At 68.5% G+C, this 17,008-nt stretch carries 16 protein-coding genes; 8 read left to right on the top strand and 8 right to left on the bottom strand.

Features of this window, described 5'->3' with window-relative positions; all coding sequences use genetic code 11:
- Positions 1 to 53: 53 nt before the first annotated feature.
- From ACT6XY_RS02295 to ACT6XY_RS02320, 6 genes are all read right to left on the bottom strand, one after another.
- A complete protein-coding gene (locus ACT6XY_RS02295) occupies positions 54 to 1,364 on the bottom strand; it encodes an O-antigen ligase family protein (protein ID WP_444746709.1) in 1,311 nt (436 codons plus the stop codon).
- 61 nt (positions 1,365 to 1,425) lie between these two features.
- Positions 1,426 to 2,175 carry an SDR family NAD(P)-dependent oxidoreductase gene (locus ACT6XY_RS02300; RefSeq protein ID WP_444746710.1) on the bottom strand — a complete coding sequence of 250 codons (750 nt, stop codon included), beginning with the start codon at positions 2,173 to 2,175 and terminating at the stop codon, positions 1,426 to 1,428.
- Positions 2,175 to 3,449 (bottom strand): beta-ketoacyl-ACP synthase, encoded by a 1,275-nt coding sequence (locus tag ACT6XY_RS02305; RefSeq protein ID WP_444746711.1) that lies wholly within the window; start codon positions 3,447 to 3,449, stop codon positions 2,175 to 2,177. The genes ACT6XY_RS02300 and ACT6XY_RS02305 overlap by 1 nt, the downstream gene beginning before the upstream one ends.
- A gap of 10 nt (positions 3,450 to 3,459) precedes the next feature.
- The gene (locus tag ACT6XY_RS02310; protein ID WP_444746712.1) at positions 3,460 to 4,665 is read right to left on the bottom strand and encodes a beta-ketoacyl-ACP synthase; all 1,206 of its coding nucleotides are present in this window, start codon (positions 4,663 to 4,665) and stop codon (positions 3,460 to 3,462) included.
- Positions 4,666 to 4,674: 9 nt separating this feature from the next.
- Entirely contained in the window at positions 4,675 to 5,148 is a 474-nt protein-coding gene (locus tag ACT6XY_RS02315) for a 3-hydroxyacyl-ACP dehydratase FabZ family protein (protein ID WP_444746713.1), read from the bottom strand.
- Between the two features lie 115 nt (positions 5,149 to 5,263).
- On the bottom strand, positions 5,264 to 5,545 hold the full coding sequence (locus ACT6XY_RS02320) for an acyl carrier protein (protein ID WP_106748888.1): 282 nt from the start codon (positions 5,543 to 5,545) through the stop codon (positions 5,264 to 5,266).
- Between the two features lie 311 nt (positions 5,546 to 5,856).
- Between ACT6XY_RS02320 and ACT6XY_RS02325 the strand changes: the two genes are divergently transcribed.
- From ACT6XY_RS02325 to ACT6XY_RS02340, 4 genes are all read left to right on the top strand, one after another.
- Positions 5,857 to 6,879: a zinc-binding dehydrogenase gene (locus tag ACT6XY_RS02325; protein ID WP_444746714.1), complete on the top strand. Its 1,023-nt coding sequence runs from the start codon at positions 5,857 to 5,859 to the stop codon at positions 6,877 to 6,879.
- 13 nt (positions 6,880 to 6,892) lie between these two features.
- Positions 6,893 to 7,807 carry a lipid A biosynthesis lauroyl acyltransferase gene (locus ACT6XY_RS02330; RefSeq protein WP_444746715.1) on the top strand — a complete coding sequence of 305 codons (915 nt, stop codon included), beginning with the start codon at positions 6,893 to 6,895 and terminating at the stop codon, positions 7,805 to 7,807.
- A gap of 269 nt (positions 7,808 to 8,076) precedes the next feature.
- A complete protein-coding gene (locus ACT6XY_RS02335) occupies positions 8,077 to 10,284 on the top strand; it encodes a sensor histidine kinase (RefSeq protein WP_444746716.1) in 2,208 nt (735 codons plus the stop codon).
- The gene (locus tag ACT6XY_RS02340; protein ID WP_444746717.1) at positions 10,268 to 10,666 is read left to right on the top strand and encodes a response regulator; all 399 of its coding nucleotides are present in this window, start codon (positions 10,268 to 10,270) and stop codon (positions 10,664 to 10,666) included. Before ACT6XY_RS02335 ends, ACT6XY_RS02340 begins: the two co-directional genes overlap by 17 nt.
- Here ACT6XY_RS02340 and ACT6XY_RS02345 read toward each other — a convergent pair.
- On the bottom strand, positions 10,663 to 11,109 hold the full coding sequence (locus ACT6XY_RS02345; protein WP_444746718.1) for a MarR family winged helix-turn-helix transcriptional regulator: 447 nt from the start codon (positions 11,107 to 11,109) through the stop codon (positions 10,663 to 10,665). The two genes, ACT6XY_RS02340 and ACT6XY_RS02345, sit on opposite strands and share 4 nt — an antisense overlap.
- Before the next feature lie 157 nt (positions 11,110 to 11,266).
- Between ACT6XY_RS02345 and ACT6XY_RS02350 the strand changes: the two genes are divergently transcribed.
- Positions 11,267 to 11,686: a hypothetical protein gene (locus ACT6XY_RS02350; RefSeq protein WP_444746719.1), complete on the top strand. Its 420-nt coding sequence runs from the start codon at positions 11,267 to 11,269 to the stop codon at positions 11,684 to 11,686.
- A gap of 121 nt (positions 11,687 to 11,807) precedes the next feature.
- On the top strand, positions 11,808 to 12,230 hold the full coding sequence (locus ACT6XY_RS02355; protein WP_444746720.1) for a hypothetical protein: 423 nt from the start codon (positions 11,808 to 11,810) through the stop codon (positions 12,228 to 12,230).
- A gap of 556 nt (positions 12,231 to 12,786) precedes the next feature.
- Here ACT6XY_RS02355 and ACT6XY_RS02360 read toward each other — a convergent pair.
- Complete coding sequence (locus ACT6XY_RS02360; protein WP_444746721.1) at positions 12,787 to 13,557, bottom strand: outer membrane protein; 771 nt, start codon at positions 13,555 to 13,557, stop codon at positions 12,787 to 12,789.
- Between the two features lie 739 nt (positions 13,558 to 14,296).
- On the opposite strand from ACT6XY_RS02360, the gene ACT6XY_RS02365 reads away from it, so the two are divergent.
- The gene (locus tag ACT6XY_RS02365; RefSeq protein WP_444746722.1) at positions 14,297 to 15,430 is read left to right on the top strand and encodes an NAD(P)/FAD-dependent oxidoreductase; all 1,134 of its coding nucleotides are present in this window, start codon (positions 14,297 to 14,299) and stop codon (positions 15,428 to 15,430) included.
- Positions 15,427 to 16,830 carry an amidase gene (locus ACT6XY_RS02370; protein WP_444746723.1) on the top strand — a complete coding sequence of 468 codons (1,404 nt, stop codon included), beginning with the start codon at positions 15,427 to 15,429 and terminating at the stop codon, positions 16,828 to 16,830. Before ACT6XY_RS02365 ends, ACT6XY_RS02370 begins: the two co-directional genes overlap by 4 nt.
- Positions 16,831 to 17,008 lie beyond the last annotated feature (178 nt).

Here is a 17,008-nt window from a genome sequence, read left to right on the forward strand (position 1 = left end):
GCGACTTACTAACCAGTCGCCGGAGCGTCCGCCACACGCATCTTGCGTCATGGTCAACGCGGCGCGGGGTCCGGCACACCGAGAAACGGGCGCGTGAACGCCTGGATTCCGACCCGCGCCTGGTGGGCCGCCACCAGCAGGACGAGATAGGCCGCCGCGTAGACCGTGTTGGTCTGGTCGTGGCTGAACAGGAGGTTGGTCAGGCCGAAGACGGCGTAGCTTCCGGACAAAAGAACGGCGAAGGCCCAGCGGTCGCGCTGGCGAGCGTCCCGCGGGGCCCGCGCCACCATCAGCAGCGGTGCGACCAGCAGCAGGATGAGGGCGAGGAGGCCGACGACGCCGCGGCCCACGGCCACGGACATGAACTCGTTGTGCAGGTGGCGGTACGGCGGAATCTCGAAGCCCGCGCGCGCGGCCCGCGCCCTCACCTCGGACACGGCGTTCTGGCTGCCGTAGCCGAAGAACGGGCGGTCGACGAAGGCCTCGAACCCGTAGGTCCACAGCACCACCCGGTGGGCGGTGGAGGGGTCGCGCTCCACGTCCAAGGTCTCGCTCTGCAGCGCTTGTCGCACCTCGTCCACCCGCTCCGGCACCTTCAGCGCCACGGCGAAGACCGCGAGGGCGGCGACTAGCCCGGCGGCCATCAGCGCCGCCTGCCAGCGCCGCATCCGGACGGCCGGCCAGACCTGAACCGCCACGACCACCATGACCAGAGGGAGGGCGAGGAGAGCCCCGCGTGTCTGCGACAGGAAGCTGCCGCCGATGCCGCAGATCAGTGCGAGAACGGCGAAGACGCGCATCGGACGGCTGAGGCGCACGAAACCGACCATGGCGAACCCCGCCGCCAGCATGGCGGTGTCGCCGAAGGGAATGGCGTTGGCCATGCCCGCGGTGGCCCGGTGGTGCCCGAAGAGGAAGACCTGCACCAGCGCGTGGCCGAAGGAGACGATGGCGGCCGCCCTGACGCCGTTGAGGAACAGGTCGAAGACGTCGACCTTCGGCGTCTGCACGAGTGCGCCCACCAGCGCCGTCAGCGCCAGGTAGTGTATGGCCGTCCCGACGTCGAGCCAGCCGGCCACCTTGTTGGGAAAGGCCAGCGGCGAAATCATCGTGACGGCGAAATAGCCGAGCGTGACGAAGCAGCCTAAGGAGATGGTCGACGGCCAGACCCATCCGATGCGCCGGCCGAGGAAGATGAGCCCGACATAGATGCAGGCGCCGAAATAGAAGAAGGTGGCGACGCTGCCGAACGTCAGCGGCAGGAAGGCCAGCACCGGAATGTAAAGCCAGGCGATCCGGTTGGGATCGTCGATGGTCGCCCAGAGCCAAGCCCACGCGGCAGAGAAAATCCCACGCGGCTGCATGGGTCCCGGCTGGCCTTGGTCAAGTCCGCGATGATCTGAAATCATGAAGGCTGGAGCTGTCTTATCTCTGCAGCCCCATGGAAGCTGTCAGTCCACCATCGATCGAAATCGTAGCGCCTGTCAGGTAACTTGCAAGCGGCGACAGGAGATAGGCGACGAGCCCACCGATCTCCTCGGGCCGGGCGAAACGGCCGGCCGGGATCTGGCTCTCCATCTTCTCGCGATAGTCCGCATACTTGGCCATCATGTCGGTATCGACGAAGCCGGGGGCGACGACGTTGACCGAGACGCCGCGCTTGGCGCTCTCGATGGCAAGCGTCCGGCAATAGGCGGCGAGCGCCGCCTTCGAGGCGCCGTAGGCGGCATTGCCCTGGTTGGAGCGCTCCGCCGTTACCGACCCGATGGCGACGATGCGGCCGGTCCGCGCCCGCATCATCGGGCGCACCACGGCGTTCACCAGACGCGTGAAGGCGAAGAAATTGATCTGCATGACAGCCTCGGCCTTCGCCTGGTCCATGACCGCGGCGAGCTGGTCGTAGGGCTGGCCGGCATTGTGGACGAGGCCGTAGAGCGCCTCGCCCTTCTCGAGGGTCGCGCAGAACGCTTCCACCGCCGCCTTGTCGGCGAGATCGAGGGTGGCGATCGCGACGTCGCGGTCGGGATGGGAGGCCTTCAGCTCGGCCACCAGCGCTTCGGCGGCATCACCCGAGGAGCGCACGGTGAAGGTGACGTCGTGGCCGCTCGCAACCAGCGCCCGGACGATGGCGGCGCCCATGCCCTTGGCGCCGCCGGTGACGAGGACGCGCCCCATCAAACCGGCTCCGCCGCGAGGACGAGGCAGACGTTCTGCCCGCCGAAGCCGAAGGAATTGGAGATGGCGCGGGTAACGCTCGCCTTGCGGGCGACATTGGGCACGAGATCCATCTTGATCGCCGGGTCGGCTTCCGTGTGGTTGATGGTCGGCGGAATGACCCCGTTGCGGATGGTCATCAGCGTGAACACCGCCTCGATGGCACCGGCCGCCGACAGGGTATGGCCGATCATCGACTTGTTGGACGAGACGGCCACCTTGGCGAGGTGGTCGCCGAAGACGGCCGCGAGGCCGACATATTCCATCTTGTCGTTCTCGGGTGTCGAAGTGCCGTGGGCGTTGACGTACTGCACGTCGGCCGGCGTGACACCCGCATCGTCGAGCGCGTTCCTGATGCAGCCGATGATCGGCGCGCCGTCCGGGCTCGAACGGGTGCGGTGGAAGCTGTCGGCCATCTCGCCGCAGCCCTCGACCACGCCGAGGATGGTGGCGCCGCGCGCCTTGGCATGCTCGTAGGATTCGAGCACCAGGGCCCCTGCCCCCTCGGCCATGACGAAGCCGTCGCGGTCCTTGGAGAAGGGCCGGGCGGCGGCGGTCGGGTCGCCGTTCCGGGTGGAGAGCGCAGAGAGCAGCGAGAAGCGCACCAGGGATTCCTGGTTGGCCGACCCGTCGGCGCCGATCACGAGGGCAGCCTCGGTCTCGCCGCGGCGGATCGCTTCCACCGCGAGCTGGATGGCGGTGGCGCCGGTGGCGCAGGCGGTGGAGATGGAGATCGGCGCACCCTTCGTGCCGAAGCGGTCGGCGAGCGCATCGCCCACCGAGCCGAAGAGGAAGCGCGTCTGCATCGCGGAGAAGTCCTTCGCCGCCGCGCCCTTGAGGATGTCCGTATAGGTGATGTCGGCGCTCTTGGCCGACGCGCGGGCGAGGTCCTGCCGCTGCGGCCATTCGAGCTCCACCGGCGGCATGCCGAGGAAGAGCGGTCCGGGGAAGGTGCCCTCGCCGCCGATCTTCGCTTCGGAAACCGCCTCGTCGCCGGCCAGCGCCGCCATCTTGGTGGTCAGGTCCGGTGCATTGTCGAAGGGCACGAAGTCGACCGTGCCGGCGATGGTGGTGCGCAGGCCCTCGATGGGGAAGCGGGTGATCGTGTGAATGCCCGACTGGCCCGCGGTCAGTTTAGCCCAGTTCTCGTCCTTGCCCTGGCCGAGCGAGGTGACGACGCCCATGCCGGTGACGACGACGACCGGGCGGCCGTGCTTGTCCTTCATCAGAGCCATCGCGCCCTCCTCAGATCGCTTCGACAAGGGCCATGCCCTCGCCGCGCCAGTGCCCGACGGAGGTGACGACCGCCTGTTTGACCTTGCGGGTCATGCGCGCCTCGTCCTTGGAGCCGCCGATGGGCGGCACCGCCTCGCCGCGCGCCACCATCATGGCGGCGAGCGCGACGTTCGCCGGGAAGGTCGCCTCCACGCTGTGGCCGAGGACCGAACCGGTTGCCCGCGTCGGCACCCGGCGCTGGTCAAGAATGTCGCGCTCGATGGCGACCGCCTCGCTGACGCCGGTGGCGCCCGAGACGACCACCGTGGCGCCGGGAATGAGGCCCGGCGAGATCTCGTTCCACTGCACCGCCATGGAGTGCTCGGCATCCCCGTCCTTGCGGCGGGTGCGGTCGGAGGAGACCTTGGAGAGCTTCGCGATGGGCCTGACGCCGCGCTTCTCCGCGTGTTCGCGCGCCTCGATCACCAGGAAGGCGCCGACCGAGCCGAGAATGGTGCCGCCACCGTGCTTCGGCCGCTCCCAGACCGGGACCCAGGGCTTGGTCCAGTTCATGTGACCGAGTTCGAAATGCAGGATCGTGTCCGGGCGTTCCGCCGAATAGGCGCCGCCCACGAGGAAGATGTCGCCCTGTGCAGCATGGCAGCGGCCGAGTGCGACGCGCACCGCGTCGACGCCCGCCATCTCCTCGCCCATGAAGGTCCGCGAGGAGCCGACCACGCCGTGGACGATGGAGATGTTGCCGGCGAGGAGGTTGGAGAGCTGGGCCAGGAAGAGTGTCGGCCTCAGGTCGTTCATCAGCCGCTCGTTGAGGAACTTGCCGGGTTCGTTGGAAGCCTCGAGCCCGGACAGGATCTGCCCGTCGACCGCGTAGTCGCGCTCGCCGCCGCCCGCGGCGACGATCATGTGCATGGTCTCGAGGAGATCATCCTGGCCCTTGACCCCGGCATTCTCCAGAGCGAGGCCGGCGGCATAGGTGCCGAGCCGCTGCCAGCCCTCCATCTGCCGGCGATCGCCGCGGTCGGGAATCTGCTTGGCGAGGTCGAGCGCGACGGCAGGATGCACCTGGTAGGGCGCGTGGGTGGTCGAATCGAGCTTCAGCCAGGCCTCGCGGTCGCCGTGGAGCGCCTCCCAATGGGCGTCCAGCCCTTCGCCGAGCGCGGAGACGAGGCCGATCCCGGTGATCCAGGCCTCACGTTCCGGAGCAATCGCCATCATGCACTCCCTTCAGGCCGTTTCCAGCTTCTCGAACGGGAACTGGAGACGTTCCCCCCACTCGCGGATCATTTCGGCGAATTTCGGATCGGGGAAGGTCTTGACCGCGAACTTGATCTCGGCCTCCGCGACCTTCTTGCCCGCGCGCGTGATGAAGGCCTTCGTCACCGCATAGCCCGACCCGTCGCCGACCATTTCCGCGTGAACCACCAGCGGCGTCGAGGGCTGCACGAAGTCGCGCATCTTGGTGCTGTTGGTGCCAACCAGGAAGGGCATGGCGGTGAGGCCGTTGAGGCCGAGAATCAGCCAGCCGGAGGTCTGTGCCATGGCCTCGATCATCAGGACTCCGGGCAGCAGCGGATAGCCGGGAAAATGGCCTTCGAAGACCGGGCTCTCGGCGGGAACGTCCGCCGCTGCCGTCAGGGTCCTGGCCTGCGCGTCGAACTCGACGACGCGCGTGATCATCTGGAAATATTCGAGCCGCATGGGAGGATCGTTCTCCCGCGCCGGGAGGCTTTCGACAGGGGTTGGATGACGAAACCGGCCGGAGGACCCGGCCGGTCATGCAGAACGGACTGTCGCCGCCGGAACGGCCGCGAGATCAGGCGCCCTTGGCGGCGACCAGCTCGTCGATCTTGCCGCAGAGCGCGCCGAGGACGAAGTAGTCCTCCGTCTTCGCCTTGCCCTCGTTCACCTCCTGCGTCCACTTCTCGAGCGGCAGCTTGATGCCGAAAGCCTTGTCGATGGCGAAGGCGATGTCGAGGAAGTCGAGCGAATCGATACCGAGATCGTCGATCGCGTGGCTCTCGGGCGTGATCTTTTCCAGCGGAATGTCACAGGTTTCCGAGATGATCTTCGAGACGGTTTCGAAGGTGGACGACATGGTAGCGCAATCTCCGTGGCGGCCGTCAGATGGTGATCAAAGCGGCACGAAACAAGGCATTCACCCGCACGGGGCGCCTCGAACAGGGTGGTGCTGCTATAGATGAGGCGGCTTGCCGCATCAACCCTTCGTCTCCGGCGCCGCCCGCACGGGCTCCAGGCCGTCCAGGCCTTGCCGGGTCCGCGCCCCGCGCCGCCTCGGTTGACGATCCCGCCCCGGGCCTTTAGGCACCGGCGCCTTGCAGTCTTTGCTGGTGCGGCCGTGTGTTCCGCCGCGTTTCGGGCCATTCCGCCCGCAAGAGGATCTGTCCCATGCGCGCCCTGCGCCTTCACGGTGATCGCGACCTCCGCATCGAGGAGATCGCAGAGGCCCCCGCCCCTGGTCCCGGCGAGGTCCGCATCAAGGTCGCCGCCGTCGCCCTCAATCACATCGACGTCTGGGGCTTTCGCGGCATGGCCTTCGCCAAGCGCCAGATGCCGCTGGTGGTGGGCGCCGAGGCTTCCGGCACCATCGAGAGCGTCGGCGACGGCGTGACGTCCTTCAGGGCCGGCGACAAGGTCGCCATGTTCGGCGCCAAGACCTGCGGCACCTGCCAGTTCTGCCGCGCCGGCCAGGACAACCTGTGCACCGACGTGCAGGGCATCATGGGCTTCCACATCGACGGCTTCGCTCGCGAATTCGTGACCATGGAGGCGCGCCACGTCGTGCCGGTGCCGGCTTCCGTCTCGCTGCGCGATGCCGCCACCGCCCCGATCACCTTCTCCACCGTCGAGCACATGCTCTTCGACAACTGCAAGCTCCAGCCCGGCGAGACGGTTCTCGTCCAGGCCGGCGGCTCGGGCATCGGCACCATCGCCATCAAGGTCGCCAAGGCCCTGGGCTGCACCGTCATCACCACGGTGGGCGACGACGAGAAGGCCGCGAAGGCCCTCGCCATCGGCGCCGACCACGCCATCAACTACCGCACCGAGCGGTTCGAGGGCGTGGTGCGCAAGATCACGAAGAAGAAGGGCGTCGACGTCGCCTTCGAGCATACCGGCGCCGACACCTTCAACCAGTCGCTCTTCTGCCTCAGGCGCGGGGGGCGGCTCGCCACCTGCGGCGCCACCTCTGGCGCCACCATCACCTTCAACCTGATGCAGCTGTTCCAGCAGCAGTACAAGATCTTCGGCTCCTTCGGCGCCCCCATCCGGGCCATCGCCGACGGCCTGAAGCGCATCGAGGCGGGGGTCACGCCGGTGATCGACACCGAACTGCCGCTGGCCGACTTCGCCCAGGCGCTGGACCGGCTGGAGGGCCGGAAGGTCTTCGGCAAGATCCTCGTGAACCTCTGAAGGCCGCAGGTCCTTGGTCCGCTGGATCCGCCACAACTACCCCGCCGCCATGGTGCCGTTCGACTGGGTCGTCGGCATGCTGGTGCTCGGCGCCATGGCCGCCATCCGCTCGCTCGGTCCCGACCGGGCGAGCAACCTCGGCGCCGCCATCCTGCCGCGCATCGGGCGCCTCCTGCCGGTGAACCGCACGGGCCTCGCCAACCTGAAGGCGGCCTTCCCCGAAAAGTCGGACGACGAGATCCAGGCGATCCTCACCGGTGTCTGGGAGAACCTCGGACGCACCGCGTTCGAGTATGCCTGCATGGACGACCTCTGGGACTATGATCCCGCCCGCCCGAACCAGGGCCGGATCGTCACCGACGACGTGCCCCTCTACGAGCGCCTGCGCGACGACGGCAAGCCGGCCGTCTTCTTCGCCGCCCATCTCGCCAACTGGGAGATGCCGGCGGTGGCCGCCGCCGCCCACGGGCTCGACACCACCGCCCTGTACCGCATGCCCAACAACCGCTTCGTCGCCCGCGCCATCCAGCGCATCCGCGGCAAGACCATGGGCAAGCTGGTGGCCTCGGGTGGCGGCGGGGTCCTCCAGCTCGCCCGTGAGCTCGAGGCCAACAACCACGTCGGCATGCTGATCGACCAGCACCTTCACCGCGGCGTCGACGTGACCTTCTTCGGCCGGCCCGCCAAGGCCAACCCGACCGCCGCACGCCTCGCCCGCGAGTTCGACTGCCCCGTCCACGGCGTCCGCGTCATCCGCCTCCCCGGCAACCGCTTCCGCCTGGAGGCGACGGAGGAGATCGTGCTGCCGCGCGAGGCCGACGGCCGGGTCGACGTCAAGGCGACGATGCAGCTGCTCACCTCCATCGTCGAGGGCTGGGTGCGCGAGCATCCCGAGCAATGGCTCTGGCTGCACCGCCGCTGGCGGTGAGCGGGAGGGACCGAAAGGCTCAGTGAGCCCCAAGCCTATTGGCAATCCGACGCTTTGATGTTCCTTTAGGGAACGAGCCGCTCGTATGGGACGGGTTGCGGCGCTGTACGGCACTGTTCTTGACCAACGCATCCCCCCGCTTCCCGCGTCGCCGCCGGCCAGGCCGTGCCTGTGAGGCCTGGCGGATACCCCTGTCATCGGGCGCGCGCCTGCTCCTGTGCCTCATGGTCCTCGCGCTGTCGGGACCAACCCATGCCACGGCGGAGACCTTGGCCCGGTTCATCGGGCCGCTCGCCGATCATCTGCTGGACCGGTCGGGCCGCCTGACGATCGCCGACATCACGGCGCCAAGCTCCACCGTGGTCTTCCAGCCCCATGACGGTCGAAGGGCCGCCAACTACGGCCCTAGCCCCTCCCCCGCGGCGGCGCTTTGGCTGCGGGTCGTCGTCCCCGCCATCACCGCGCAAGCCGGCGACGAGAGGGTTCTGGCGCTGCGCGAACCGCGCATCCGCAACGTGTCGCTCTTCATGGCCGACCAGGACGGCTGGAAGGAGTTGCGCTGGCGCATCGGCAGGCCCCAGGTGGGTGCGGGTTTTGCGACCCGCTATCCTGTGCTGACGGTGCCGGCGGCGGAGGTCACCGGCCGCACGGTCTATCTGCGCATCGAGACGCCGTCCTCGATGCGCGCCTCCCTGTGGCTGCACACCGACCTCGACTTCCTCGGCGCGAGCAGCGCGGAGAACCTGGTCTTCGGCATCGTCTTCGGCATTCTCGCCGCGCTGTTCATGTATCTGGCCGCCGCCGCGCTCGTCGCGCGCGACGCCACCTCGGCCATGCTGTCGGGCCTCGTTCTGGCCTATCTCGGCTACGTCCTCGGTGACCAGGGGTTCATTGAAAGCATCATCGGGCCCCAAATGATCATTGCCTCGCGCGTGATGTCCTTCGGCGGCACCTTCCTCATCTTTGCGATGACGCTGTTCTACAGCCGGCACTTCCTGCGGATCGCGTCCCATTCCCCGCGCGTGTCGATGGCGGCGCGCGGGCTGGCATTCGCCATGCTGGGTCTGACGCTCGTGGCGGTCGCATCGGTGCTGATGAACGACCTGACGCTCAGACGGTTCGTCGCACCGATCGGGATCGGCACGATCCTGTTCTGCGTGATGCTCGTCGCGCTCTCCTGGCGATCGGAACGACGCCGGGCGCTCGTCTTCATCGCCTGCTGGGGGCCGATGTTCGCCGGGGGCATCCTGCGCATGCTGCACGACGCCGTCCCGGCCATCGGCGCCAACCCCGTCGCCGTCAACGTCAACTACCTGACCACCTCCCTGTCACTCCTGCTCTCCGGTTTCGCCAACGCGATCGATCTCCAGAGCCGCGAGCGCGAGGCCCGCCGCTTAGCCGAGGACAACGCCCTGCGCCTGCGCGCCTTCGCCGAGAGCGCCTCCGACAGCTTCTGGGAGTGCGACAGGCAAGGCACGATCACCTTCGCCTCGGGCCCCAGCTCGCAGGCCATCGGCCTCGCGCCGGGACAGAAGCTCGACGAGTTTCTGGGCAGGATCCAGCAGGGTGGCGAGACCGACCCGCGGGCCGATCTCGCCGGCAGTCTGGCGACCGGCTCCGAGTTCCGCGCCACCGTCAGCCTGCCCGTGACGGCAGGCGGGCTCGAGCATCGGCTGATCGTCTTCCGGGCGCGCCCGGCCGGACCGGCGGGCGGCCTGCGTGGCATCGTCTCCGACAATACGGCCGAAGCCGCGGCCGAGGAGCGCCTCGCCCAGCAGCGCAAGATGGCGGCCATCGGCCAGTTGACCGGCGGCGTCGCCCACGAGATCAACAACCTGCTGCACCCGATCGTGAACCTGTCGCGGCGCGTCGCCCGCGGCATCGAGGCGGGCGATGATCGCCGTCGCCTCCTCGAGATCGTGGCCGAATCCGGCACCCGCGCCGCCACCATCGTCGCGGGCCTCCTGACCAGCGTCCGTCCGACGCCGCGCGCCGACAGTCACGCGCCGCTGGGACAGGCTCTGGGCGACGCGGTCCGCAGCCTGCGCAGCATGCTGCCCGACAAGATCGCCCTCAGCTTCGAGAACTATGGCGATCCAGGCCCGTCGGTCGATGCCAACGAGGCGTTCCAGGTGCTGACCAACCTGGTGGCCAACGCGGTTTATGCGACGCGGGGAGAAGGTCATGTCGACGTCCGCTTCAAGGGGTCGGACGCGGCCGGCTATGTCCTGTCGGTGGAGGACAACGGGGAAGGGATGGACAACGAGACGCGCCAGCGCGCAATGGAGCCCTTCTTCACCACGAAGCAGCCCGGCCATGGAACGGGGCTTGGCCTTCCCATCGTCTATGGCATCATTCACGCTTGGAAGGCCACGATCGACATCGAATCCCAACCCGGTGTGGGAACGCGCATCACCATCGCCGTTCCCGCGACGACAGCCTCCAGGACGGAGCCGACCCATGCCGCCATCACCTGACGTCCTGGTCGTCGACGACGTGGAGGCGGTACGCGTCTCGCTGGCCGAGGCCCTCTGCGAGGCCGGCTACAACCCGGTCTGCGTCGCCTCCGCCCAGGAGGCGCTGGCCGAACTGTCGAGCCGCCCCTTCGCGGTGGCGGTCACGGACATCTGGATGGCGGGCATCGACGGGCTGAAACTCATCAAGCTCATTCGCGAGAGCAACCGCGATCTGCCGATCCTCGCCATGACCGGCGGCGGCCCGCGCCTGACAATCGAAACGGCCGGTGCCCTCGCCGAGGTCTGGGGCGCCGAGCGGGTCTTCGTCAAACCCTTCGATGAAGACCTTCTCGTCAGGGCCATCGATGCGATCGTCGCACGTCCTGAGGCGCGTTCGGCCTAGTCCTCGACGGCGTCCGCCGTCTCCAGCGGCTGCATCGACACCAGGATCTGCTCCAGGGCCAGGGCGAGCGCCAGCCGCTGCGGATCGTCGAGCCCCTCCAGCGCCGTCACCACGGCGAGAAGCGGGTCACTCGCGAGGATGGCGTGGCCCTGGTCGGTCAGTTCCAGAAGCTCCGCCCTGCCCTTGCCGGCCGATCCCGCCTTGCGCAGCAATCCCTTGGCGATCAGCGTGCGAACCGTCCGCGACACCGGCCCGAAGGCCATGCCCTGGAACCGCGCCAGGCTGATCGCGGTGCGCTGGCCCTGGTCGGCCGCGGCGAAATAGCGAAGCGCCGTCCACTGGGCCGGAAACAGCCCCTGGCTATGGCCGGCCGAATGAACCATCCGGGTCGACTGTTCGAACAGCCGCGCCAGCGCATCGGCTCGGATCGAATTTCGCGCCATCGGCGAAGAGTTCCTGTCTGCCGCCTTCGCGACTCATCCACCGCCCCCGCGCAAAACATGCCTTGCCGCAAACGGCATGTCATCTGCAGGTATCTTGAAAAGCTCACTGAGCTATTATAAGAAAGACATGCCCCAACGTCACTTCGGAGACACCGTCATGCGTATTTCTGCCCGCCACATCTCGCTCGCCGCCGCGATCCTCGTCGCAGGCGCCGCCAGCACGTCCACGCCCTCGCAGGCCGCCGGCTGCGGCGGCTATGTCAACGTCTTCGTCTCCGGCTGCGCCCCTTGGGACAACAACCCGCGCCGCATGCCGGGCGCTCCCGGCTACCAGGCCCCGCGGCCGACCCCGCAGCCCGGCATCAGCGCCGGCGCCCGCGCCGGCATCGTCGGGAACCCGAACGCCCGCCCTGGAATCGTCGCCGGCACGGGCGGCGCCGGCCTGATCAGCCCGGGCAACCGCACCGGCAGCAGCCTCATCAGCCCGGGCAACCGCACCGGCAGCAGCCTCATCGGCAATGACAGCGCTGGCCTGATCAGCCCCGGCAACCGCACCGGCAGCAGCTTCCGGCGTTGACGGCGGCGGCCTGACCAGTCCCGGCCATCGCACCGGGGCGACCTCGCCAGCAATGACAGCGCGGGTGTCTGCCGCTGCGCGGCACCCCGCTGTTCCCCCGATCATCACGAAGGATAGTGCCATGCTTTGCTTCAACGCCCCGAGGTCGTCACTGGCGTCTCTCGCCGGGACGCTGACCGTCATCGCCGTCGCGTCCGTGTCGTCGACCCAGCCCGCTACGGCGGCCGGTTGCGGCGGCTATGTGAACGTCTTCGTCTCGGGCTGCGCGCCCTGGGACAACAATCCCCGCCGCATGCCGGGCGCCCCCGGCTATCAGGCGCCGCGTCCCACGACACAGCCGGCACTCGTCGGCCGCGTCCAGCAGCCCCCCATCCAGCAGCGCCCGGTCGTCACCCCCACCGGCCAGAACCGCCTGATCACCGACAACGGTGCCGGGCTGATCAGATCCGGCAACCGCAACCCCGGGCTCCTCGCCAACGACGGCACGAGCTTGCGCCCGGGCGGCAACATCCTCTCCGACCAGGGCGGCGGCTTCCGGCGCTGACGCCGGGTCAGGCGGGCTTCGCGACCCGCCTCGTCAGCCCGAAACAGCGTCAGTTGTTCGACGCCCGGCAGGTGACGGCTCTGAGGCAGGTGCCGAGGCGGCGCGCCGCCGCTGGCCGCCGCGCAGGCATTGACCGCCCCATCTTGGCCGTTTCTTTCGTCGGCCCTGCTGCCGAAAGCGCCCGGTGCTGTCCTTGGCAGACGAACCACCGCGGCGCAGCGTCCTGCTGGCAGCGGAATGCCGTTCCGACGCAACGGGTCTGGACCTGGTTGATCGGCGTTTAGGTGCGGATGCAGTTGCTACGGAACGCCTGGTCCTGCGGGAGTCGTATCGCAGGCCCTTTTCGCGCGGCCCTGACGCGCTCTTGTCCGGAACTTGCGGCTCGCCGGCCACGGTCGGGCTTTATCTGCGCGAAGTCGGCCAGCGGCCGCCGCGGTGGTCTGCAAAATGCGTCGGCGGCGGCGCTGGCTCCACCGGTCACAGATGAGCTTTCTGGCCTCAGACGAGGAGGACTGCCCGAGAGCGCCTCCATTATCCCGCGTAGCGGGACGAGCGCTCAGTAACGGGCGACCACAGCAGCCGGCCCGGTGGAGAACAGATAGTTGATCGAAATCTTGCCGACGTGGACATCCGCCCGGGTGCGGATATCGAAGGCCAGGCCGGTGGTGCGGGTCGCGAAAGAGCCGAAGTAATTGTAGTTGTATTCGGCGCTGATGGTCACATTCTGCATGATCGCATACTCCGCGCCGACACCGAGCAGGAGACCGGCCCTGGTGACGTTGTAGTTGGCTTCTGGCGCTAGAGCTGGGTCGGCCTCGCGGAAGGAGAATGTTCCCACGGCTAAACCAAACTTGCCAAAGATGAGAGCCCGACCCGCCGCATAACCGACCCGCACGGCCACGTTACCGAGGAACGTGTTGGCTATCCGGAAGTTGTCAGGCGCGCCAAACTGCGTGACGGTCAGTGGCCTTTGGAAATTGGACCGCGCTGAGCTCAACGACACCGCGCCTTCGAGACCGACGACCAAATTCGGCGCTGCCTGCCAGTTGTACCCGATCTGCACACCGCCAAGAACACCGCCAGCCGAACGGCTGAATTGCTGTCCCGCCAAGGCGTCGATGGGAGCCGGCAAAGGCGTCGTGAGATAGGTATAGCGGCCGGACAGAGAGTTCAGACCGATATGGGCTCCTGCATAAAAGCCGGTCCAGTTGAACGAAGGCGCGACGACCACGGTGTCCAAGCCGCCGCGCGGTACACCGAGGTCGGCCGACTGGGCGCCCGACGCAAAAGAAATTGCGGCGACGCAAGCGAGAAGTATTTTTTTCATTCGGCCGCTCCCAATCTTCCCGCGACCTTGATCGGCTGACGCTACGTTATGCAATCGAATTCCGCGCCGCCTGATAGCTCAGTGAACAAGTGTGATATTCCGACCACATGCACGGAAAGCGCCGGATCTTTCAGACAGTGCGGAGCCCATACAATCGAACGGAACCCGGCACCCCCATGAATACTGGTCTCATGACAATCGACGGCGGCCCGTCATCGGCATGGCCAAACGGAACGTGATTGAACAGGCAGAACGCCAACGGCGCATGCGCTTTCGGCTGGCCGTTCAGGCTCTCATCAAGGGGCTTCACAAGGACGTCGAGATCGTTTCAACCCTGCGCTGGCGCGGAATGTTGGCACCTCGGGTGCACCAGGATCAGGACTCATTGATCACAGCCAGAACGCGACCGCGGCCTGCAATGCAGATGGCGGAGAGGAAGGCGTGGGCGCATCGGTCGTAGCGGGTTGCAATGCTGCACCAGTCGTTGCGCTTGCCGAAAATATTCTCTTGTCTGTGCCTCTGTCGTTTCCCATGAGGTCTCTGGACGGTCTTCTCATCCTCCCAATTCCGTACCGCAGGCCCTTTTTTGCGTCGCCCTGACGCCCTCCCCTTCCGGACCTTGCGGCTCGCCCGGCCACGGTCGAAGACCAGCCGCGCGGGCGGAGCGCTTTCCCCGCGGGCAGGCGCGCCCTAAGAAGGTGGGCATGACCGCCCGCATCACCTGCCCTGCCCGCGTCCCATGACAGACTGGTCCATCGATGCCGTGGTGATCGGCGCCGGCGTCGTCGGCCTCGCCACGGCCCGCCGCCTGGCGCTCGCCGGGCTCGACACCCTCGTCATCGAGGCCGCCGACGCCATCGGCACGGGTACGTCCTCGCGCAACAGCGAGGTCATCCACGCCGCGCTGTATTATCCCACCGGTTCGATCAAGGCGGCCGCCTGCCTGCGCGGAAAGCACCTCCTCTACCGCTACTGCGCCGACCGGGGCGTGAAGGCCAAGGCCTGCGGCAAGCTGATGGTGGCGACCTCCGACGACCAGTTGCCGAAGCTTCAGGCGATCTGGGACCAGGCCCACGCCAACGGCGTCGAGGGGCTCACCTGGAAGACCCCCGACGAGGTGCGCGCCATGGAGCCGGAAGTCTCCTGCATCCGCGCCTTCTTCTCGGCCTCCACCGGCATCGTCGACAGCCACGGCTTCATGCTGGCGCTCCAGGGCGACCTCGAGAACGCCGGCGGCATGGTCGCCTTCGAAACGCCGATCCTCGGGGCGACCGTGACGGACGAGGGCATCGTGCTGCGCACGGGCGGCGCAGAGGCCGCCGAGATCGCCGCGCGCATCGTCGTCAACGCGGCCGGCCACTTCGCGCCGAAATTCCTCACGGGCCTGGCGGGTTTCCCTGCGGAGCACGCACCGCGGCAGTGGTACGCCAAGGGCAACTACTTCTCGCTCGTCGGACGCCAGCCCTTCTCCCGCCTCGTCTATCCCATGCCTGACGCGGCCGGCCTCGGCGTTCACGCGACCGTCGACCTCCAGGGCCGCTGCCGCTTCGGGCCGGACGTGGAATGGGTCGAGAGCGAGACCGACCTCGTCGTCGATCCCCGCCGGGCCGACGGCTTCTACGCCGCCATCCGCGCCTATTGGCCGGGTCTTCCCGACGGCGCGCTGCAACCCGACTATTCCGGCATCCGGCCGAAGCTGCACGGGCCGGGCATGCCGATGCCCGATTTCCGCATCGACGGTCCGGAGGTCCACGGCGTGGCCGGCCTCGTCAACCTGCTGGGCATCGAAAGCCCGGGCCTGACCGCTTCCCTCGCCCTCGCCGACATCGTGGCGGCCCGCCTCGGCCTGCCCGCCCTGGAGACCGTCCCATGACCGATGCAGCCACCGTCCTCGCCGCCGGCGCCGTCGCCACCGCCGAGGCCATCGCCGAGGGGCAGACCAGCGCCCGGGCCGTGGTCGAGACGACGCTGGCGCGGATCGCCGCCGCCAACGACCGTCTTCACGCCTTCATCGCGGTGACGGCCGACGAGGCGCGCGCCGAGGCGGACATGCTCGACGCCGTGCAGGCCTTCGGCCAGCGCCGCGGCCCGCTGCACGGGGTCCCCGTGGCGGTGAAGGACATCATCGACGTCGCGGGCCAGCGCACGCGCGCCGGCTCCCTCACCCGCGACCACTTGCCGGCCGCCGGGTCGGACGCCTGGTGCGTTGCGCGCCTGAGGGCGGCCGGCGCCATCGTCGTCGGCAAGACCCACACGGTGGAATATGCCTTCGGCGGCTGGGGCACCAACCCGGTCGCCGGCACGCCGGTGAACCCGCACGACGCCGCGACGCACCGTGTCCCCGGCGGATCCTCGTCCGGGACCGGCGTGGCCGTCGGCGCCGGGCTCGTACCCATCGGCTTCGGCACCGACACCGGCGGCTCCGTGCGCCTGCCCGCCGCCTGGTGCGGCACGGTCGGCCACAAGACCTCGATGGGCCTCATAAGCCGCGCCGGCGTGGTGCCGTTGGCGCTCCACTTCGACACCATCGGCCCGCTGGCGCGCACCGTGCGCGATGCGGCCGTGATGAGCCAGGTCCTGCTCGGCTCGGACCCGGCCGACCCCTCCACCGAGGGCGCCCCCGGGCTCGACCTCGTCTCCGGCCTCGAGGCGGGCGTGCGCGGCCTCACCCTCGGCGTGCTGGCGATCGACCCCGACATCGCCGTCGACCCCGCCGTAGCGGCAAGCTTCAGCGCCGCCGTCGCCGCCCTCGAGAAGGCGGGCGCGCGCCTCATGCCGGTCTCGCTGCCGGAGGGCCTCGCCACCTACGCCCAACTCTGCGGCGAGCTGATGATGGTGGAAGGCGCCCACCACCACGGCGCCCTTGCCCGCGAGACACCCTGCCGCCTCGGCGGCTGGGCGGCGCGGCGCATCGGCGGCGGCTTCGACATTCCCGCGACGCGCTATTTCGCCGGCGTCGAGGCGCGGCGCCAGCGCATGGCCGCGGCCAACGCCTTCCTCGCCGACAACGGCATCGACGCCCTCATCCTGCCGACCACTCCGGTCCCCGCCGTGCCGGTGGCACAGGTGGACGAGGCCGGCACGCCCGGGATCTTCACCCGCTTCGCCAACTATCTCGAGTGGTGCGGCGTCTCGGTGCCGGTCGCCACGACCTCCGCCGGCCTGCCGGTCGGCTTCCAGGTCGTCACCCCGCGCTTCCGAGACGCGCTGGCGCTTCGCATCGCCCGCAGCGTCGAGCAGTCGGCCGGCGGTCCCCTGGCCCTGCCGGCCTGAAACCTCATGCCCTCTGTCCGTCCATCGGGCAGAGAATGAACAATTACAGGGCGCGCCCGCGGCGCGCACCTTGATCTCCCTGAACCAACCTGCTCAATTCTTGTGCAACCTGCACCCAGGCTCGGCAATCCTTTGCCGGTGACCGAACGTCAGGCGCCAGGAAGCCGGATCAACCGGC

Source organism: Phreatobacter sp. (genome assembly GCF_052440005.1).
Taxonomy (GTDB): Bacteria; Pseudomonadota; Alphaproteobacteria; order Rhizobiales; family Phreatobacteraceae; genus Phreatobacter.